Raw genomic sequence first — 20,566 nt, 5'->3', positions numbered from 1 at the left:
AAAAAGAACCTCCTTTGAAGGGAGGTTCTTTTTTTGAATTAATACTGAGATAAAATGTTTTGTGCTTCTTGTTGTGCTGCAGCATCTTCTGAAACAATCCAGTTTCCACTCAATGAAGTGGTATTAGTTCCTTGATTCACTCCACCAACACCTACAATTTCACTGGCTGGTCCTTTTAATTCATAAACGACACCATTCGAAGCTAAAATATATTTATTTGCCATTTCATCCATTTCTACATTTTCAAATGTAGTCGCTGTACAACCTCCTAAAGGAAGTTCTCCAGTCACTCCATCTTTTGCATGACAGAAAATCAATCCTGCTACGGCCTCTCCCACATACACATTTGGATTATAATGCCCCTGAATTAAAACTTTTCCATCTGGGGTATTAATATATAAGTCATCTGCAGAAACTGCACCATGAACATTATATGCGTCTGTTACTGCCATTTTAGCGGTTTGTGCTCTTGGAATTGCCCAGTTTAAAAATTGTGCATTCATTGCTTCCATTTGTCCCATTGAATAACTCTTAGGAGTGATAGTCTTCGATTGATTCTTATTTTGGGTTGTTGCTTTTTCTGTATTTGTTTTTTCCTGTTTTTCTTGTTCTTGAGCTAATTTTTCACTAATTTTATCACTCAATTGGTCTTTTTGGTCTTTTAATGCAGGTAAAGTTGCTTTTAATTTACCTAATGCTTTTTTCGCTTCTGCATATTTACCTTTGCGATAAAGATCTTTTACTTTTTGAAATTCTTTGATTTCAGCAATATATCCTTTCGCCTTTTTATCTCCTTGATTTTCTAACTCTTCTAATTGTTGCAGTGCTTGATTCCAGTCTTCATTATTAATTTTTTCCTCTACCGTTTCCATTGAAACATTACTTTCTTTGGATGATTCTGTTTTAGAAGAAACTTCAGAACTAGATTTTGTTTCTTCTGTTGAATTTGCACCACAACCCGCTAAAGTAAGCAAGGATAAAAGCACAGCTCCTTGTATAATCCCTTTTTTCACTTTTACTTCTCCTTTTGAAAATTACTATTGCTCTTCCATTATACGTGGAAAATATCATTTAGTGAACTCAAGCTCTATCTTTTTCTCTTTGCCCTTTAAAAGAAAAAATCTTTTTATTATGTGAATTAAAACAACCAATAAGCTAATTTTAATTTTATTTTTTGTATGTTATAATTTAGCTGAAGGAGAAAAGATAATAGTAATTTATCTTCTTTTAATTGATTTCTTTTCATTCCTTACTCGAAGCGATAAAAAAGAAAACAACAAAAAATAACCGTCTAGCGAACAAAATTTCTTTTTTTGTAACTTTGAGATAGGTAATTCTGTAGTGATTTCTAGGGTGCGATAGAGAAATACTTAGAAAATGATGATTAGAATCCATTAAATAAAGATAAAATGTAGTTGTTCTTATGCGTCAAAATGATCTTTTTCTCCTTCTTATCATTGCCAAAAGAGGGCTTATTAAAGCCCTCTTTTTTTATCATTATATTTTTTCATTAATCATTATATTTTTTCATTAAAAGATAAAACGCCACAAGTAAACTACCCCCACTAATCATTTGGCAAATGCGTGCCCACAACGTGTAGTTATAGCGAATGATATATTGATTACTTCCTTTTTTAATTGGAACCTTGGTTGCTCCATTTTCTGCTTTATGAACAGAGATAGGTTTACCATTATATTCTACCTTTTCTCCTATATAGTGATAAATTGGTAAAATTATAGTTCCATTCTGTTTTGCTTGGACTTCAAAAGTCGCAGTTGTTGCAGTAAAAGAGCAATTTCCTTCTTTCCATTGATTCTTTTCTTTTATTTTTTGTGCTTTAATCATTGGAAAATCCTCTGTTCCTTCTTTTGGTAGATAATCTCTATCCCCATTAAATCCTTGATTTCCACGAATCAATTGTTGAACTTGTTCATTGGTATAACCTACTGTTGTACCATCTACGGTCTTAATATTTTGCAGTAAACTTGTTTGTAAAAATAAAGTACTAGCAATGAAAATTAACCATAAATGAGGAGAAGAAGATTCAAATTGCATACAAAGATAACTAGCACTAAAAGCAATTAAAACAGTACCAATTGCTAAAAAGCGCCAAGGGAATTGAATCATCATTAAACTCGATTGGAAAAAATCCCACGGGAAAAGTTTTGTTGCTAATAATGTAAAGATTCCAATACCAATGGTACATAAACGATACCATGAATTTAATTTTTGATAATTTATGACTAAAAAGATTAATAGAATCAAAAAGATAAGACCATAAGTATTTACAGATCCAGCATTATTATTTAAAGATTGTAAAACTAAATCCTGTGGTGATACTGCCGATTCTAATAAATGATAAACCATAGGGACAGAAATCTTAGTAGTAACCATCATTTCTAACATTGGTCCAAAGAATCCTAAGCCAAGAACTATACTCCAAGCAATACATTTGAGAAATGAGATTCCTCTTTGTTTATTCCATTTTTTCAAAACAATGCTTCCAACGAAGAAAAATAAAACTAAAATTGCTGCTAATAAAGTAGAAATAACATGACTATAAATAATACATACCATTCCTGCAGTTAAATATCCCCATCGTTTCACATTATTAAAGAATAATTCATAACACCCATAGACAACGAGAGGTAAAAAAGTCATTGCGACTGCCTCCCCTACTGCCACTCGAAAATAAATATTGGAGATCCGACATAGAGAAAAAGCATAAAGAATCGCCGCTAAAAGCGCATATTTTCCTGTGATATTCATTCGTTTGGCGCAAAAATAAGTGATCTCTAAAGTTACAAAAGTCATGAGCATAAAATACAAATAAAAACTCAACACTAAATTTTGCGTTACCAAATAAATGAAATACATCGGATAAACGAATAGCCAAGGATAAAATAAATTCACCATACTTCCCACATGATTGAAATAATCAAAGTTTACAGGGCTAGTCCAAATATCCGATAAGCTAGCAATTCTGGAAAAATGAAAAGCTGCATCCAATCCCTGCAAACTTGTTTTCATCACAGGTTCATTTCCTAAAGTAATAATCCAAATTCCTAAGACACTTAGTATCAAAAAAAGAATATGAATATAATATTTTTTACTTTTCATGAGTAACTCCTTTCCTCTTTATTATATCTTATTAGGAAAAATGTTGTTCAAACAAATAGATGCTATATTTTTAATCAATAAAAAACGCTAGAAAAAATATTTTGTTAACGCTTTCTTTTTGTATTCTAATTATGCTATCATATTGATGGAATTATTTTAATTTTTATTTATGTATTAGGAGATATAACTATGAACGAACAAAAATATGATTACAACACAATGATTAATCGTACAAAAACTGGGTCTGTCAAATGGGATGAAATGAAAGAATGGAACCCAAATGTACCACAAGAAGTTTATCCTTTCTCTGTCGCAGACTCTGATTTACGTTTAGCTCCAGAAATTATCGAAGGATTACAAGAATTTATCACTAATGACCTTTCTTTAGGTTATACACATGCAGATGAAGCTTATACCTCTGCTGTTCAAAATTGGATGACAAAGCATCACAATTTCACGCCAAAAGCAGAATGGATTGTACAAACTCCAGGAGTAGTTCCTGCCATTAACTTTGCGATTCGTGCGTTAACACGTGAAGGGGATGGTATTGTAATTATGCCTCCTGTATATTATCCATTTTATGATACAATTAAACACGCCAAACGTCATATTACAGAAAGTCCTTTAATTAACCAAGGAACTCATTACGAAATTGATTTTGAACATTTAGAACATAAATTAAAACAACCACAAAATACAATGCTTGTTTTATGTAGTCCTCATAATCCTGTAGGTCGTGTTTGGACAAGAGAAGAACTAGAAAAAATTGCGGAATTATGTATTCGCTATGATGTTTATCTTGTTTCTGATGAAATTCACTCTGATTTGATTTTACCAGGACATAAACATACAGTAATGGCTACTATTTCTAAAGAAATTGAACAACAAGTAGTCGTTTGTACTGCAGCAAGTAAAACTTTTAATATCGCTGGACAATGCGTTTCTAATATTATTATTCCAAATAAAGAAATGCGTGAACGCTTTATTGCTGAAAAAGAAAGTTACGGAATTAAAACCGTTAGTGCTTTAGGATTAGCAACAACAAAAATTGCCTATGAACGTGCAGGTGGTTGGCTTGATGGATTTTTAGAATTAGTCGTGGAAAATCATCGCGTAATTAAAGAATTTTTCGCACAAAACTATCCAGAAGTAAAAGTCTTTGATCTAGAAGGAACTTACTTACAATGGATTGATATGCGTGCTTTAGGTTTTGGAGTTTCTGAATTAGAAGAATTCTTAAATCAAGAAGCATTAGATTTCTTTGACCAAGGATATATCTTTGGCCCTTCTGGAGAAGGATTTGAACGTATCAACTTAGCTGCCTCAACAGAAAGCATTCGCCAAATGTTAGATCGCTTCAAAGAAGCTATGGAACAATATCAATATCAATCTCAACGTTAATTTTAAAACATAATAAAAACTAGTCTCTTTCTATAGGAGACTAGTTTTTTTGTTGCCATTCTTTTAAAAATTCTTCAATAAATTTTTTAAGATATTGTGTCCGTTCTTTAGCAATTGCTTGACCGATTTTGGTATTCATTTGATTTTCAATAAAAAATAATTTTTCATAGAAATGATGTAAGGTTGAAGAAGAACGTTTTTCAGGGATTTTTTTAATCAGAGGGACTCGTTCATCATATAAAGCTTGATCTTTTCTTCCACCAAACGCAAAAGCACGAGCAATACCGATTGCCCCTATTGCATCTAAACGATCCGCATCCTGGACAATTTGACCTAATAAACTTAAAGAAGCACGTTCCTTTTGATTTTTAGAAAAAGAAAGATGCTCAATAACATAAAGAATTTCTTCTTGCTCTTTTGGTGAAAATCCCTCTTGTTCTAAAAGAGAGTTTATTTCTTGATAACGTTCTTTTCGTTTGCTCGTCAATTTTTCATCCACTACATCATGTAAGTATCCGATTGCTTTTATCAAACGTAATTCTTCTTCTTTAGGAAAAGATACTTCTTTTTCATATATTTTTTCAGCTAAAGAAACTACTCGTTGCGCATGAAAAAAATCATGACCCGTATATTCTTCTTTGAAGCATTGTTTGACATATTGAATCAGTGCATCCATAATTTTACTCCTCTATTTTTTGTTCAATAATAATTTCTTTTTCTTTGGCATGGAAAGTTGCTTTTGCTCCATAAGGAAGTAAGCTATGAGGATACGCGTGTCCAAAGTTTACATTATAAAGAATAGGAAGAGAATAAATTTCTTTTTGTAATTCTTTTTTATATTCTTCATAAAAACATTCGTCTTGTGGTTTACCAAATAAGATACCGCAAATGGTGACTCCTTGCTGTTGAACTTCAAAAAGGATTTCTTTGACCATTGTAATCATTTTTGTTGGTTTTGATTTCACTTCTGAAGGTTCTAAAAATAAGAGAATCTCTTTTTCTTTAATCATTAAAAGATCCTTTAGGTCTGGGTATTCTTCTCGTTTTTCAATTAGACGAGATAATGTTTCGATACATCCACCCCAAAGTGCACCAGAAAAATCTTGCATAGAGCTCTTTCCTAACCATTCATAGCCAAAGCATTCTTTGTGTTGAACCCGTGCTTGTTTAATTCCTTGAGGAGAAAAATCTTTTCGTTCTTCATACCAATAAGGACTAGAAGATAATTTTAGTAAAGATTGCTGCTGTAAGACGTTTACTAATTGTGATTTGGAATAGGATAAAAGATTTTCTTTTTCTTCAGCTAAATCATTTAAAATAGACATCCCATAATAAGTTGGAATCCCTAAACGATAGAAAAAAAGATGATGAGTAGTAGAGTCTGAAAAACCAATGAACGGTTTTGGATTATTTTTCTGATTTTGAAAAAATTCTTTTTGTTGGTATAAATAGGGGATAACTTTATATCCGTCTTCTCCTCCAATTACACTGAAAATCCACTTTACATCTTTTTCTTTATAACATTCTATTAAATCTTCTGCCCTTTTTTCTGGGTGTTCTGCCAGTTCCTCTGCTCCCTCTAGCACATGGGTAGGATAATAAATAGAAAATCCTAATTCTTGAATTCTATTTTCTGCTAGTTCTTTTTGAAATTGACAATAAGATTCCCCTAAAATTCCTTTAGATAAAGAGATTACTGCAATTTTATCTTTCATTTTCTTTATTCTCCCTTTTCTTTATTATTACGTTCCATCATAGCATAAAAAAATATAAGAAAAAAGGTATCCTAAAAAAGATACCTTTCTTTTTAATTTACTGTTAAAATTCATTTTCTGAACGCATATCACGTTTCATTAAGTTTTCTACTGCTGTTCTTGCTTCTACACCATTATAAAGTACATCATAAATCGTTTCTGTAATTGGCATAGAAATTTTTAGTTGTTGCGCTAGTTCAGTTACGGCTTTTGTTGTAGAAACACCTTCTACAATCATTCCCATATGATCTAAGATTTCATCTAAACTTTTTCCTTGTCCTAATTGGTTTCCACAACGCCAGTTTCTAGAATGCACACTAGTACAAGTAACAATCAAGTCTCCTACACCACTTAAGCCCATAAAGGTTAACGGATCGGCACCTAAGGCAACCCCAAAACGAGTAATTTCCGCTAATCCACGAGTCATTAATGCTGCTTTAGCATCATCTCCATATCCTAAACCATGAATAGCACCAGCACCAATCGCAATAATATTTTTAAGAGCAGCACCAATTTCTACTCCTTTTACATCAGCATTGGTATAAATACGGAAATAATGATTTGTAAATAAACGTTGAACAAATTCTGCCGTTTCAATGTTATCACAAGCAGAAGTAATCGTTGTAATATCTCCTACTGCTACTTCTTCTGCATGAGAAGGTCCAGATAAAACAACGATTTCTTGGCGAAGATTTGCTGGAATTTCTTCGGCTAATACCTCACTTAATCGTTTATGAGTTCCTAGCTCTAATCCTTTAGAAGCGTGAATAATTATAGGTTTAGTATTCATTGCTTCTACCAATTGTTTTGCGACTGGACGAATTGCTTTTGTAGGTACTACAAATAATACTGCATCAACGTCTTTTACTGCCTCTTTCAAATCAAAAATAGCTTTTAATCCTTCTGGTAAATGAATATCTGGTAAGTAATTAGGGTTTTGATGGGTACGATTCATTTCTTCTAATTGTTGTTCGTTATTTCCCCAAATACGAACATCATGTCCATTTTCTACTAATACTTTTGCTAAGGCAGTTCCCCATGAACCTGCACCTAAAACAGCAACTTTTTTCTGTTCCATTTCTTTTCTCACTTTCTGATACAACGATGTATCTTCTATTCTTAGCTTTATTATAGCACAACTTAAATTCATCGAGACAAAGAAAAAAGAGGGTCTCATCCCCTCTTAATAATTCATTTATAATTACGTTGGTAGGTATTATTTTTCTTCTTACGAACATAGATAAATAAAACAATTCCTAAAATAAATAAAACGACAGATAGACATTGTGATACACGTAAAGAAGTATGTCCAATATAAAGACTATCCGAACGCAATCCCTCAATAAAGAAGCGTCCTACAGAATACCACATTAAATAAAGACTAGCAATTTCCCCATTATGTAAAGTTTTATGGAAATGACGATAGATACACATCATAATTACCCCTAAAATATCCCAGACACTTTCATAAAAGAAAGTAGGTTGACGATAATAGCCATCAATATTCATGTTTTCAATAATAAAATTAGGAATATGTTGTTTTTCTAAAGTTATACGAGAAACAATATTACCGTAAGCTTCATGGTTAAAGAAATTTCCCCAACGGCCAATCCCTTGAGCCAATAAGACTCCAGGAGCTGCTAAATCTAAGTAACGCCAAATATTCAAATGACGTTTTTTACAAAAGAAATATAAAAAAATGGCTCCTGCAATTAACCCACCATAAATAGCAATTCCTCCATTCCAAATCGCAATAATTTGATCTGGATGAGCAATATAATAATCTAAACGGAAAACTACATAGTATAATCGAGCACCAATAAAAGATAAAGGAACCCCCCATAATACAAAGTCATAAATATCATCTTCTGACATTTGTAGTCGTTTTGCCTCACGTACAGCCATAATGACAGCACAGACAATTCCAGTAACAATACATAAAGCATACCAGTGGATTTCTAGTGGCCCAAGCTTTAAAGCAATGGGATCAACATAATTCATTTTGATTCCTTCTTTACTATTTATTCATTTTTTGCATTTTCTTCAATTAATTTAGATAAGCGATCATTAAACATTTTTGTTGCATCATAACCCATACTACGTGCACGATAATTCATTGCCGCAACTTCGATAATCGTAGCTACGTTTCGTCCAGTTTTTACAGGAATAGAAATTTTAGGAATATCAACATCTGCGATTCGTGTTGTCTCATCTCCATGCCCTAATCGATCAAATTGTTTATCCTTTGTCCAATTTTCTAAATAAACGACCAATTGAATACGGGCAGATTTACGAACAGCACTCGCACCAAAAAGATTCATTACATCGATAATTCCTACTCCTCGAATTTCCATCATATTTTTTAAAATATCTGGAGCTTCTCCTGTAACTTTTGATTCATGTTGAAAAACATCAACGCGATCGTCAGCAATCAATCGATGTCCTTTTTTAATCAATTCTAGCCCTGTTTCAGACTTCCCAATTCCGCTATCTCCTTGGATTAGTACACCTAACCCATAAATATCCATTAAAACTCCATGGACAGAAGAGCGTACTGCTAATTTTTCTTCTAAATAGTTCGTTACATCTCCACCAAGGCGCGATGTAGCTAATGGAGAACGTAATACCGGCACTTTAGCTTTCTTTGCACATTTTAAAAGTTCTTCTGGAATTTCTAAATTACGTGCAATAATAATGGCTGGCACTTTAGGGTTACATAATTTACGCATAATAATGCAACGTTCTTCATGCCCCATTTTTTCACAAAAAGAAATTTCTTTCATCCCAAACATTTGTAGACGATCTGCTGGATAATAGTTAAAATATCCTGTCAATTCCAACCCTGGACGTGAAATATCACTAGTTGTAATATAACGATTTAATTCATCTTCTCCATAAACTACTTCTAGACGAAGCGAATGGACTAAATCTTCTAATAACGCTTTTTCCATGTAAATATCCTTACTTTCATTTTCTTTCTTTATAAAAAAAGCCACAACAATTGTTGTGGCTACCTGGGTATATTTTCTATAAGCCATGTTCTGTCCTTATTTTTGCCAGGTTACAAAAATAATGGGTAATTATCTATCTACATTTCTGCCTCTTTCTTTCGTTCAATTCCTACTAAAAAGAGCGCCCCTACCATAATTTGGGTTGCTCACTCGAGGGGTTTACCGCGTTCCACTCAACTTCTTTCAAAGTTGACTCGTCTCTATGGCACTTTATAGAGTACTAAGACATAGATTTCTCCTTAGCCTATTCCTCTGCCGTCACTATTTACATAGTGCCTTAGCTTATGATTTCGCTAAGCACGAACACTACAACCATCGCAGGTTGTGTGAGCATGGACTTTCCTCAGCTCATCAAGATGAACCGCAATTACCTAAAAATATACCATTTCATTTATTATTGGTCTAATTGATTTCCGAATACTTTTCGTTCTAAATTAGACAGGCGTTTTAAAATATCAAAATTTGTTACAGTCTGATTTTGTTTTGGTGCTTGACTATATAATTCTTGTTCACGATTTAATTTTTCAACTTCTGCTTTTAAACGCGCATTTTCATCTTTTAATTGCGCAATTTGTCGTTGAAAAGTTCCATAATCTTTAATAATTTCATCTAAATATTGATCAACTTCTACTTGATCATACCCACGCATTTTAATATCAAAATCTTTTTGTAAAATTTCGTCTGCCGTATGAATAACTTTTGGCATCGTGGCACCTCACTTCCTTCATTTCCCTCATTCATCACAATATGTATTCTACATAAATAAAACAGAAGTCGTCAATAGAAAACCTATATCTTTTTTGATTTTTGTAGATTTTTAATCATTTCATTCTACCCATTCATCCACCATTTGTTCACGAATAAACTCATCGATATCACAAAGAGAATAAATAAATAATGAATAGTTATCTACTTGTTCTTGATATTGCCTTGCCCGTCGCAAAGTATATTGAACGACTCCTTTTACTTCATCATCGTAAATACAAAAGAACCCTTCACTATGTTGAAATAAAAAATTCTCTTGTTGAATAAACTGTTCTTTATTTTGATAGGAATATTGACTTACAGTTGCAACATAATCAGCCTTTTCTTTATATTCATTTAAAAGAAGTTGGTTTTTTTCACTCCAATTTTCTCCATATTGCAAATAAGGGAAAAAGACTGCTATTTTGATTTCTGGATATTCTGTTCTTAATTCTAAAAGAGCACGAAAAGCAAGATATTCCACACCTAACTGACCTTTAAACAAAAACCAATCATATCCATTTTCGATTTGTTCTTGTAAACGACAAGTTAAAAAGCGTTGTAACCATTGTGCTCTTTCATCTTGATAGTTGAATAAATTTAATTCATGTGCCAAATATCCAGTCACCCATAATTTCATTACACAATCCCGCTCATTAGGAAGTTACGAACTTGTGATAAGAAATATAATGATCCTGTCACTACAACCATTTCTTTACTATCATCCATTCCTTTTAGTAAATCAAAGAACGCTTTTTTCCAATTGTCTGTGACCGTTAATCCTCCTTCACGATAAGATTCAAAAGCTTCTATTGGTAATGCTTTTGGTGTATCAAATGTAGTTAATGTAATATCAACATTTGGTAATTTTTGTAATTCAGCAATCATTTCTGGATATTGTTTTCCTTGTAATGCTGAGAATAAGACATGCACTTCGTAATCTTTATATTCATCTTCTAGTGTTTCTACCAAACGTTTCATGGCTGGAGCATTATGTGCTCCATCTAAGATGATTAATGGTTCATTTTGGTAAATTTCCATACGTCCTGGCCAATTTACTTTTGCTAAAGCATGTTGAACATCATTATTTGAAAGTGTACGTTTTTCATAATGTAAAGCAATGTCAAAAATTTGCAAAGCAAAACTAGCATTTTCTACTTGATGATGTCCAATTAATGGAGTAACTAAGCGTTTTGCACTACGCATATTATCTTTATAGTTAAATTTTTCGCCTACTTTTTTAGAACTACGACCTAAGTAATCCACACGATATTCTGTATTATATCGATAAACAGGACATTTTAGACTCAATGCATAATCTGTACAATAATTTTCAATACATTCTTCCATTTTTCCTAATACTACAGGACAATTAGGTTTAAAAATCCCCATTTTCTCTGAAGCAATTTCTTCTAAAGTATCTCCTAACAATTGCATATGATCATAGCCAATACTAGAAATTCCTGTCACTAAAGGTTTACAAACTACATTTGTAGAATCATACATTCCACCTAATCCCACTTCAATTAGGGCAATATCGACTCCTTTTTCTTTGAAATAACAAAACATCATTGCAGTAGTAATTTCAAATTCTGTACATCCTTGTAAATCTTCTATTTCATCCATCTCTTTGACTAAAGGTTGAATACGACAAATTAAAGCAATTAATTCAGTATCTGAAATGGGACGACCATTTAAACAAATTCTTTCATTAAAAGATTCAATGTAAGGAGATGTAAAAGATCCTACGGTATAGTTTAATTCTTGGAATAAAGCGGAAAGATAGGCCACAGTAGACCCCTTTCCGTTTGTTCCTGCAACATGAATTACTTTCAAATCTCTTTCAGGATTTCCTAATTGATGTAATAAATGTTGTACTCGTGTTAAATTTGGATTTTTTGAAAACTTTTTACGTTCATGAATCCAATTAATTGCTGTATACACATCCATAATTTATTCCCTCCACGCGTGTTAAAGGCTTATAAAGACTTTAGACTTGCAATACGTTCTTGAACAGCGGCTTGTTTTTCTTTATAAGTCACTTCTTTTTCACGTTCTGCTGCTACTACTTCTTCTGGTGCATTATTGACAAAGCGTTCATTTGATAATTTACCTTGTACACGTGCTACTTCTTTATTCCATTTTTCCAATTCTTTCTCTAAACGAGCAATTTCTTCTTCAATATTAATTAAATCTGCCAATGGTAGATAAATTTCTGTTCCAGTAATTACGGCACTCATCGCGTCATTTGGTGCTTCTACTTCTGTATCAATTTTTAAAACTTCAGGATTACAGAAACGTTGAATGTAACTCATATTTTCAGTTAATAACGCTTTTTCTGCTTCTCCATTTGCTTTAATTAATAAGTGGATTGGTTTTGATAAAGGAGTATTTACTTCAGCACGAATATTACGAACAGCACGAATTAATTCAATCAACATATCCATTGCTTTTACTGCTTGTTCATCATTCAATTCTTCATGAACTACTGGATATTTTGCTACAACGATAGATTCTCCTTCATGTGGTAATGCTTGCCAAATTTCTTCTGTTACAAATGGCATAATTGGGTGTAATAGACGTAAGATTTGATCTAATGTATAAACTAAGATACTACGTGTTAAACGTTTTTGTTCTTCGTCTTCTCCATATAATACTTCTTTACTCATTTCGATATACCAGTCACAGAAATCATCCCAAATAAAGTTGTATAAAATACGACCTGCTTCCCCAAATTCAAAACGATCGAATAATTCTGTCACTTGTTCTACCGTTTGATTTAAACGAGTTAAAATCCAGCGATCTTGCAAAGTACGATTTCCTTCAATTTGGATATCCTCAACGGTCATATTTTCATCTAAGTTCATTAATACAAAACGGCTAGCATTCCAAATTTTATTAATAAAGTTCCATGCAGCATCCATTTTTGTATAACTAAAGCGTGTATCTTGACCTGGAGCAGAACCATTTGCTAAGAACCAACGTAATGCATCTGCTCCATATTGATCAATCACTTCCATTGGGTCAATACCATTTCCTAGAGATTTACTCATCTTACGACCTTGCTCATCACGAATTAATCCATGGATTAAAACATTTTCAAATGGACGTTCGCCTGTAAATTCTAAACTTTGGAAAATCATACGACTTACCCAGAAGAAAATAATGTCATAACCGGTTACTAATGTATTTGTTGGGAAATAACGTTTAAAGTCTTCAGCTTCTTCTTCTGGCCAACCCATTGTTGAAAATGGCCATAATGCAGAGCTAAACCAAGTATCTAATACATCTGGATCTTGCTCCCAATTTTCAATATCTTTTGGTGCTTTGACACCGACGTACATTTCTCCTGTTTCTTTATGATACCAAGCAGGAATACGATGACCCCACCATAATTGACGAGAAATTACCCAGTCATGAACATTTTCCATCCAAGTTTCAAAAGTATGTTCAAAACGTGGTGGGAAGAAGTTTACTGGTTTTTCTGATTTTTGGTTTTCTAACGCTGCTTTTGCTAATGGTTCCATTTTAACAAACCACTGTGTAGATAAACGAGGTTCTACTACGACACCAGTACGTTCAGAATGCCCTACAGAGTGTACCATTTTTTCTACTTTAATTAAGTGACCTGTTTCTTCTAATTTTTTCACCAATGCTTTACGAGCTTCAAAACGATCCATTCCTGCAAATTCGCCAGCATTTTCATTCATTGTTGCATCATCATTCATAACATTTACACGTGGTAAATCATGACGATTTCCAACTGCAAAGTCATTTGGGTCATGAGCAGGAGTAATTTTTACAACTCCAGTTCCTGTTTCCATATCTGCGTGCTCATCTGCTAAAACAGGAATTTCTTTATTAACAATTGGTAAAACTACTTTCTTACCAATGAACGATTGATAGCGCTCATCATTTGGATTCACAATAACGGCTGTATCCCCAAACATTGTTTCTGGACGAGTAGTCGCAATTTCTAGTGAACCTGAACCATCTGCTAAATCATAACGAATATGGTAGAACGCACCTTCTACATCTTTGTGGATAACTTCGATATCAGATAAAGCAGTTCTTGCTTTTGGATCCCAGTTAATAATGTATTCTCCACGATAAATTAAGCCTTTTTCATAAAGAGTTACAAAGACTTTTTTCACTGCTTCAGATAAGCCTTCATCTAGAGTAAAACGTTCACGAGAATAATCTAAAGATAGACCTAATTTTGCCCATTGCGCTTCAATAGTTTCTGCATATTCATCTTTCCAAGCCCAAACTTGTTCGATAAATTTCTCACGACCTAAATCATAACGAGAAATTCCTTCTTCGGCTAATTTTGCTTCTACTTTTGCTTGAGTCGCAATTCCTGCATGGTCCATTCCTGGAAGATATAATGTGTCATATCCTTGCATACGTTTTTGACGGATAATCATATCTTGCAAGGTTGTGTCCCAAGCGTGACCTAAGTGTAATTTACCAGTTACGTTTGGTGGTGGAATAACAATAGAATAAGGTTCTACAGAACGATCGCCATTAGGTTCAAATAATTTTTCATCTAACCATTCTTCATAACGGCCTTGTTCCACTTCTTTTGGATTATATTTTGAGGCTAATTCTTTCATTACTATATATCCTTTCTGCATTTCATCATAAAAAAAGCCCTAAAGTGCCATGCACTTCAGGACGAACTTGTTCGCGGTACCACCCAAATTTGTAGTATCATACTACCTCTCATGTAGATAACGGCTACTTCACCGGATCCAAGTGGACCAACTCTCAAGCTACTTTTCGTACTTATGTATGTCTCAGCACACGCATACATTCTCTGTAATTGTACTTTTCCTCTTGATCTTTGTTGTTGAATTTATTGTACACTTTTTCAAATCAAAGCGTCAACCATATTTTATAAATTATTTTTCCTATTTTTTCTTTATTTTCAAATCTTGTGAACGATTGGATTCAAATTTATTTCATTAACTAAAATAAAAAAATGAAGGAGTAATTTCCTTCATTTTTTTATTCTTTATTATTAAGCTTCCATTTCTTGCACAAATCGAGTTGCAATTTCTTGTGGACGAGTAATCGCACCACCAACAACTACAGCATAAGCGCCTTTTTCTAACGCTTCTTTTGCTTGTTGTGGAGTATGAATACGTCCTTCAGCAATCGTTGGAACACCAGCAGCTACTAATTCTTCTAACAATTCGAAATTAGGACCCTTTGTCGCAGGTTTTGTTTCTTCTGTATATCCATTTAATGTAGTTCCCACAAGATCTGCTCCTGCTTGATAAGCAGAAATTCCTTCTTCTGCTGTAGAAATATCTGCCATCAATTTTTGATTTGGATATTTTTCTTTAATTGCTTGAATAAATTCTTCTACTGTACGACCATCGTAACGTGGACGATGTGTTCCGTCAAAAGCAATAATATCTGTACCTACAGCCACTAATTCATCCACTTCTTTCATCGTAGCTGTGATGTAAGGCTCTTGAGGCGGATAGTCTTTTTTAATTAAGCCAATAATTGGTAAATCTACTTTTTCTTTGATTTCTTGAATATCACGGACAGAATTTGCACGAATTGCTTTTGCTCCACTACGCTCAGCTGCTAAAGCAAATAGAGGCATAATTCCACCTGTCTCTGAATACATTGCTTCTCCCTCTAATGCTTGACAAGAAACAATCAATTTTCCTTTAAAAGATTCTAGCATATTGTCCATTTAATCATCCATCCTTGCTTCGACAAATTTCTTATTTTTATCGTATCATTGATAAATTGAAAAGAAAAGCACTTCTCTTTTTTCCTCAGTGGAATCTAATTTTTATTAGACAATTTTGTTCAAAAAATATCTTCATTGATTTTAAACGGATAAAAAAATAATAGAAAAACAAAAATAAACTTAATAAAAAAAGTTTTGTTTTTCCAGATTTAATTCCCTTCCTTTTTATTATTCTTTTCGATTGGAAAAGAGTATATTCGCGATAGACAATAAAAGAAAAGAGGAATGAATATGAAAATTCATACTGTCAATGGAGATATCGATTCAACAGAATTGGGAATTACTTTGATGCATGAACATATTACTTATGCTGATTGGGTAATGCGTGCTAATTTTGGTTATCATTTTTGTGAACCTGATTTAATCGTAGAGGCAGCAGTTGAACAATTTTCTAAATTAAAAAAATACGGTGTAAAAACAGTTGTCGATGCCTCTGTTCCTAATATCGGTCGTGATGTACATTTAATTAAAGAAGTTTCTGAACGTACAGGATTAAACTTTATTGTTTCTAGTGGATTTTATTATCAACAAGAACCTGCGCTAGAATATCGTCCAGAAGATCAAATTTATGAATTATTATTAGAAGAGTGCACAAATGGGGTGGTAGACAGTAATATTATTCCAGGAATTATGAAAGCTGCTACTGGACCTGAAGGAGTGACTCCTTATACAGAAAAACTTCATCGCGCTATTGGTCGTGTAGCTACAAAATTAAACTTACCTATTTTCTCTCATCACCATCCAGATACAAAATGTGGAAATAAAATTTTGGATATTTTAGAAGACGTAGGTGTACCGGCAAACAAAATTATTATTGGTCATACAGGGGATACCAACGACCTAGATTATATTGAATCTTTATTAAAACGTGGCTGTTATATTGGAATGGATCGTTTTGGTTATTGTGATATGGGAAATGATTTAGAACATCGCGTTCAAACGATTGCTACATTATGTGATAAAGGATATGCTGACCAAATGTTCCTATCTCATGATTTAGCTGTCTTCATAGGTGTTTATGATTATTGGCCTGAATTTGCTAAAAATGAACTATTTAATCCAAAAATTGACTATACCTTCTTATTCGAACAAGCTTTACCAAAAATGAAAGCACTAGGTGTCTCTGATCAACAAATTTTACAAATGTTAGAACAAAATCCAAAAAATATTTTTGAAGCATAATAAAAAGATATCCTCTTTTTAGAGGATATCTTTTTTCTTTTTTATTGCACTAATACCGCCCATTTACGAGCATTAAAAATCTTTTCTACTTTGGATGAATTAGATAAATTTTCTCAATATTGATTGTTAATAAAACTAAATATTATTTATTTTGTATTTTTTAACAAATATTCTCAAAATAAAAAGTCTCGTATCGAGACTCTTTATTTTTTATTGACTATAAATTAAGCATCTAAATCTACGTTATGATGTACTTTTTGTACGTCTTCGTCATCTTCTAACACATCAATTAATTTTTCAAAGGTTTCTAAATCGTCGCCTTCTAAAACTACTTCATTTTGTGGTACCATTTCTAATTCTGCCACGTCAAAACTTTCGATACCTTCTGCTTTTAATACATCACTGATATGCATTAATTCTGAAGGTTCTCCATAGACAACAATTTTTCCTTCTTCTTCTGTTACATCACGTACATCCACATCATTTTCCATTAATACTTCTAAATAATGATCTGCATCTGTACCATCAAATACATAAACTGCAGTATTATCAAATAAGTAATCAACAGAACCCTTTACTCCCATGTTTCCGCCATTTTTCTTAAAGGCAGCACGGATGTTTGCTGCAGTACGGTTTACATTATCTGTTAATGTATCTACGATAATCATAGAGCCATTTGGTCCAAAACCTTCATAACGTAATTCTTGATAATCTTCTCCGCCAACACCTTTTGCTTTTTCAATCGCACGATCAATTACGTGTTTTGGACAGTTAGCAGCTTTTGCTTTTTCAATTACGAATTTTAACTTTTGGTTTGCTTCTGGATCTGGCTCTCCAGCTTTTGCTGCCGCATAAATTTCAATCCCGAATTTAGCATTTACACGACTTGCGTTTTGCTCTTTTGCAGCTTTTTTATCTTTGATATTAAACCATTTACGTCCCATATATCCATCTCTTTCTTATAAAATTTTACTATTGTTATAGTATCATAGATTCAATTTTTTGATAAGAAAATTATTGTAAATGATATGAAATTCTCTTTTTTTACCTAAAAATACAGTATACTAACGGTATATTAATACTTAAAAATTGATTTGGAGGTTTTATTATGAGCTATCATTGGGCAATTGTTGGATTGGGAACTGTAGCGGAAGAATTTGCTACAGCCATTACACAAGCGGACCTACCTATTTACGCTGTACAATCTCGTAGTCCAGAAAAAGGAGAGGCTTTTGCGAAACGTTTTCAAATTCCAAAAGTATATTCTTCTTATCAAGAATTATTAGAAGATCCAACAATAGACATTATTTACTTAGCTACTCCACATGCTTTTCACTACCAAATGGTAAAAGAAGCATTACAACATCAAAAACATGTTTTTTGTGAAAAAGCAATTACAGTGGATGCTAAAGAATTAGCAGAATTAATTGAAATTAGTAAAGAAAATCAATGTTTACTAGCTGAAGGAACCACAATTTTTTATATGCCACTTTATCAAAAATTAAAAGAGTATCAGCCTCAATTTGGAAAATTAAAAATGGTCCAAGCTAACTTTGGTAGTTTTAAAGAAGATAAAGAAGACAATCGCTTCTTTTCACCAAAAGATGCTGGAGGAGCTCTTTTAGACATTGGTCCATATGCTTTTGGTATTTGTCAATATTTCATGACTTCTTCTCCAAAAGTTTTTGCTTCTACTGTAGAATATCATCCTTCTGGTGTAGATGAGAGCAGTTGCACTATTTTAAAAAATGATCACGAAGAACTCGCAAGTATCAATTTAACCTTCCGAGCAAAAATGCCGAAACGAGCAATTGTTGCTTTTGAAAAAGGCTATTTAACCATCGATGATTATCCACGAGCAACTTCTGCTACCTTTACTACCCCAGACGGCACTAATTATTTAATAGAAACGAAAGATACTACGCATGCCTTTGTTCATGAATACCAAACGATGAATCATTGGCTAGAACAAGGAAGCGTAAGCAGTCCTTTTATTTCAAACGTTTTACAAATTATGCAATTATTTGATTCTTGTCGCCAACAATGGAAATAGAAAACGATAAGTCTTAGGCTTTCTATAAGTTCTAAGACTTTTTTTATTACTAAAAAATATTGTGATATTAACCACAATATTATCATCACTTTTTCATTAAAATTATTTATTTAATTTTAAAGTTACACTTTATTTTACAACATGAAAACGTTATCTACATTACACTTTTATCATTTTTTTCTTTTCCGAAAGTAAAATTTGAAAATGCAATTTAGTTCATAGATAAAATTTTCACGTGCTATTATGACTAATATCTTAACAAGGGAGGAAATGATTGTTGGTGAAAAAATATAGAACTTCAGTTTCTTTATTATCTTTGATTGGTCTTTTAAGTATTTCATTTTCATCGAATGCAGAAGCTATTGAAAAAGGAGATTATTATTGTTATCGAACCACTGCTCCTGGGAAAAATGAGGCAATTAGTGAATATGACTTTTTTACCATGGTGGATGAAAACGGAAAAGAATCCATTGTTTATTGCTATAACGCTACTCGACCTCAACCTTTATCTAATAAAGAGACAGCTGAAAAATTATGTCGTTTTGATCGTTTTGGTTTTTATGAAGGAATGGATTCTTTAGGAACTGATCGTGGGAATAAAGAAAAAATTGATCAAATCGCTGCTATTTTAATGGCAGGATACCCTAATGATGGATTAGGTGAGCAAATGAATCGATATGCTTATGAATGCTATCAAAAAGTACATCGTGATTATACATATACTTTTGATGATTTCAAACGTGAAATGACACAAAGAGCTATTTGGAAAGCAGATCGACCACGTGGAAAATATACGGACCATTATCCTTATGCAGAAGCTTTATATCGTTATGGGAAACAGTACCCATTAGATCAACAAACTGCTTATGATGATCAATTAATTTTTCAAACCAATACTAATGAAATTATTGATCCGCAGCACCCAATGATTATCGATGAAAAAACGAGAAAAAGTGATCAATTCCAAATCAAAAATTACAATGGATTAGTTTCTATTGAGAACCCTTCTACAGAAGTAAAAATTATAGAAGAACAGTCTCATAAGGAAGTCACCACTTTAAAACCTAATACGTACTATTATGCAGAATTAACGAATGGACAACAAAAAGAGAGTACTTTAGATATTAAATATATGAAAATGGATCATTCTTATTTTTATCAATATGTTACTTCCCCTTATCCATTTGGTTTACAAAATATGGTTCAAGCAAATATTAAAAAGAAAAAGTTACCTATTGATATCAAAATAGAACCTGTGACTTCTTCATCGGAAGAGGCTTCTAAAGAAGTAGAAACTTCAAAAGATACTTCTTCATTCGAAGAATCTTCTAAAGAAGTAGAAACTTCAAAAGATACTTCTTCACCGGAAGAATCTTCTAAAGAAGTGGAAACTTCAAAAGATACTTCTTCATCCGAAGAATCTTCTAAAGAAGTGGAAAATCCAAAGGATACTTCTTCATTCGAAGAATCTTCTAAAGAAGTGGAAAATCCAAAAGATAGTTCTTCATCCGAAGAATCTTCTAAAGA

The 20,566-nt window shown here is 32.8% G+C and carries 17 protein-coding genes and 1 other RNA gene; 4 read left to right on the top strand and 14 right to left on the bottom strand.

Annotation, left to right across the window (positions count from 1 at the left end; genetic code table 11):
- Positions 1 to 38: 38 nt before the first annotated feature.
- On the bottom strand, positions 39 to 1,013 hold the full coding sequence (locus C683_RS02910) for an outer membrane protein assembly factor BamD (RefSeq protein ID WP_009489739.1): 975 nt from the start codon (positions 1,011 to 1,013) through the stop codon (positions 39 to 41).
- Positions 1,014 to 1,510: 497 nt separating this feature from the next.
- Positions 1,511 to 3,121: a glycosyltransferase family protein gene (locus C683_RS02905; RefSeq protein WP_009489737.1), complete on the bottom strand. Its 1,611-nt coding sequence runs from the start codon at positions 3,119 to 3,121 to the stop codon at positions 1,511 to 1,513.
- A gap of 189 nt (positions 3,122 to 3,310) precedes the next feature.
- Between C683_RS02905 and C683_RS02900 the strand changes: the two genes are divergently transcribed.
- Positions 3,311 to 4,522 (top strand): MalY/PatB family protein, encoded by a 1,212-nt coding sequence (locus C683_RS02900; RefSeq protein ID WP_009489735.1) that lies wholly within the window; start codon positions 3,311 to 3,313, stop codon positions 4,520 to 4,522.
- 40 nt (positions 4,523 to 4,562) lie between these two features.
- Here the strand turns inward: C683_RS02900 and C683_RS02895 are convergent, their stop codons facing one another.
- The 11 genes from C683_RS02895 to C683_RS02850 form a co-directional block, all read right to left on the bottom strand.
- The gene (locus C683_RS02895) at positions 4,563 to 5,198 is read right to left on the bottom strand and encodes an HD domain-containing protein (RefSeq protein ID WP_009489733.1); all 636 of its coding nucleotides are present in this window, start codon (positions 5,196 to 5,198) and stop codon (positions 4,563 to 4,565) included.
- A gap of 4 nt (positions 5,199 to 5,202) precedes the next feature.
- A complete protein-coding gene (locus C683_RS02890; protein WP_009489731.1) occupies positions 5,203 to 6,237 on the bottom strand; it encodes an LD-carboxypeptidase in 1,035 nt (344 codons plus the stop codon).
- A gap of 103 nt (positions 6,238 to 6,340) precedes the next feature.
- Positions 6,341 to 7,354 carry an NAD(P)H-dependent glycerol-3-phosphate dehydrogenase gene (locus C683_RS02885; protein WP_040388652.1) on the bottom strand — a complete coding sequence of 338 codons (1,014 nt, stop codon included), beginning with the start codon at positions 7,352 to 7,354 and terminating at the stop codon, positions 6,341 to 6,343.
- A gap of 113 nt (positions 7,355 to 7,467) precedes the next feature.
- Positions 7,468 to 8,277, bottom strand: a complete 810-nt coding sequence (gene lgt / locus C683_RS02880) for a prolipoprotein diacylglyceryl transferase (RefSeq protein WP_009489727.1) — start codon at positions 8,275 to 8,277, stop codon at positions 7,468 to 7,470.
- 20 nt (positions 8,278 to 8,297) lie between these two features.
- Positions 8,298 to 9,227 (bottom strand): HPr(Ser) kinase/phosphatase, encoded by a 930-nt coding sequence (hprK, locus tag C683_RS02875; RefSeq protein ID WP_009489725.1) that lies wholly within the window; start codon positions 9,225 to 9,227, stop codon positions 8,298 to 8,300.
- 74 nt (positions 9,228 to 9,301) lie between these two features.
- An RNA gene (gene rnpB, locus C683_RS06475) (RNase P RNA component class B) lies at positions 9,302 to 9,666 on the bottom strand.
- A 15-nt stretch (positions 9,667 to 9,681) separates the two neighbouring features.
- Positions 9,682 to 9,993 (bottom strand): cell division regulator GpsB, encoded by a 312-nt coding sequence (gene gpsB / locus C683_RS02870; protein ID WP_009489723.1) that lies wholly within the window; start codon positions 9,991 to 9,993, stop codon positions 9,682 to 9,684.
- Positions 9,994 to 10,113: 120 nt separating this feature from the next.
- Positions 10,114 to 10,671 (bottom strand): SLOG family protein, encoded by a 558-nt coding sequence (locus C683_RS02865; RefSeq protein ID WP_009489721.1) that lies wholly within the window; start codon positions 10,669 to 10,671, stop codon positions 10,114 to 10,116.
- On the bottom strand, positions 10,671 to 11,981 hold the full coding sequence (locus C683_RS02860; RefSeq protein ID WP_009489719.1) for a bifunctional folylpolyglutamate synthase/dihydrofolate synthase: 1,311 nt from the start codon (positions 11,979 to 11,981) through the stop codon (positions 10,671 to 10,673). The genes C683_RS02865 and C683_RS02860 overlap by 1 nt, the downstream gene beginning before the upstream one ends.
- A 29-nt stretch (positions 11,982 to 12,010) precedes the next feature.
- Positions 12,011 to 14,647, bottom strand: coding sequence for a valine--tRNA ligase (locus tag C683_RS02855; RefSeq protein WP_009489717.1), 2,637 nt, complete (start codon positions 14,645 to 14,647; stop codon positions 12,011 to 12,013).
- 407 nt (positions 14,648 to 15,054) lie between these two features.
- A complete protein-coding gene (locus C683_RS02850; RefSeq protein WP_009489715.1) occupies positions 15,055 to 15,744 on the bottom strand; it encodes an N-acetylmannosamine-6-phosphate 2-epimerase in 690 nt (229 codons plus the stop codon).
- 291 nt (positions 15,745 to 16,035) lie between these two features.
- Between C683_RS02850 and C683_RS02845 the strand changes: the two genes are divergently transcribed.
- Positions 16,036 to 16,986 carry a phosphotriesterase family protein gene (locus tag C683_RS02845; RefSeq protein ID WP_009489713.1) on the top strand — a complete coding sequence of 317 codons (951 nt, stop codon included), beginning with the start codon at positions 16,036 to 16,038 and terminating at the stop codon, positions 16,984 to 16,986.
- 224 nt (positions 16,987 to 17,210) lie between these two features.
- Here C683_RS02845 and C683_RS02840 read toward each other — a convergent pair whose 3' ends face one another.
- The gene (locus tag C683_RS02840) at positions 17,211 to 17,930 is read right to left on the bottom strand and encodes a YebC/PmpR family DNA-binding transcriptional regulator (RefSeq protein WP_009489711.1); all 720 of its coding nucleotides are present in this window, start codon (positions 17,928 to 17,930) and stop codon (positions 17,211 to 17,213) included.
- 164 nt (positions 17,931 to 18,094) lie between these two features.
- Between C683_RS02840 and C683_RS02835 the strand changes: the two genes are divergently transcribed.
- A complete protein-coding gene (locus C683_RS02835) occupies positions 18,095 to 19,039 on the top strand; it encodes a Gfo/Idh/MocA family protein (RefSeq protein ID WP_009489709.1) in 945 nt (314 codons plus the stop codon).
- A 280-nt stretch (positions 19,040 to 19,319) separates the two neighbouring features.
- Positions 19,320 to 20,566 (top strand): thioester domain-containing protein (locus C683_RS02830; RefSeq protein WP_161599365.1); only part of this gene is annotated, 1,247 nt, incomplete at its 3' end.

It is taken from the genome of Catellicoccus marimammalium M35/04/3 (genome assembly GCF_000313915.1).
GTDB classification, from domain to species: domain Bacteria; phylum Bacillota; class Bacilli; order Lactobacillales; family Catellicoccaceae; genus Catellicoccus; species Catellicoccus marimammalium.
The sequence above is the reverse complement of the archived record's forward strand: the minus strand, read 5'-3'. Positions and strand labels throughout refer to the sequence as shown.

Coding starts and splice junctions, on each gene's coding strand:
- C683_RS02855 (WP_009489717.1), bottom strand. CDS start 14,647: ATGAAAGAATTAGCCTCAAAATATAATCCAAAAGAAGTGGAACAAGGC.
- C683_RS02845 (WP_009489713.1), top strand. CDS start 16,036: ATGAAAATTCATACTGTCAATGGAGATATCGATTCAACAGAATTGGGA.
- C683_RS02860 (WP_009489719.1), bottom strand. CDS start 11,981: ATGGATGTGTATACAGCAATTAATTGGATTCATGAACGTAAAAAGTTT.
- C683_RS02835 (WP_009489709.1), top strand. CDS start 18,095: ATGAGCTATCATTGGGCAATTGTTGGATTGGGAACTGTAGCGGAAGAA.
- C683_RS02890 (WP_009489731.1), bottom strand. CDS start 6,237: ATGAAAGATAAAATTGCAGTAATCTCTTTATCTAAAGGAATTTTAGGG.
- C683_RS02850 (WP_009489715.1), bottom strand. CDS start 15,744: ATGGACAATATGCTAGAATCTTTTAAAGGAAAATTGATTGTTTCTTGT.
- lgt (WP_009489727.1), bottom strand. CDS start 8,277: ATGAATTATGTTGATCCCATTGCTTTAAAGCTTGGGCCACTAGAAATC.
- hprK (WP_009489725.1), bottom strand. CDS start 9,227: ATGGAAAAAGCGTTATTAGAAGATTTAGTCCATTCGCTTCGTCTAGAA.
- C683_RS02865 (WP_009489721.1), bottom strand. CDS start 10,671: ATGAAATTATGGGTGACTGGATATTTGGCACATGAATTAAATTTATTC.
- C683_RS02885 (WP_040388652.1), bottom strand. CDS start 7,354: ATGGAACAGAAAAAAGTTGCTGTTTTAGGTGCAGGTTCATGGGGAACT.
- C683_RS02895 (WP_009489733.1), bottom strand. CDS start 5,198: ATGGATGCACTGATTCAATATGTCAAACAATGCTTCAAAGAAGAATAT.
- C683_RS02900 (WP_009489735.1), top strand. CDS start 3,311: ATGAACGAACAAAAATATGATTACAACACAATGATTAATCGTACAAAA.
- C683_RS02905 (WP_009489737.1), bottom strand. CDS start 3,121: ATGAAAAGTAAAAAATATTATATTCATATTCTTTTTTTGATACTAAGT.
- gpsB (WP_009489723.1), bottom strand. CDS start 9,993: ATGCCAAAAGTTATTCATACGGCAGACGAAATTTTACAAAAAGATTTT.
- C683_RS02840 (WP_009489711.1), bottom strand. CDS start 17,930: ATGGGACGTAAATGGTTTAATATCAAAGATAAAAAAGCTGCAAAAGAG.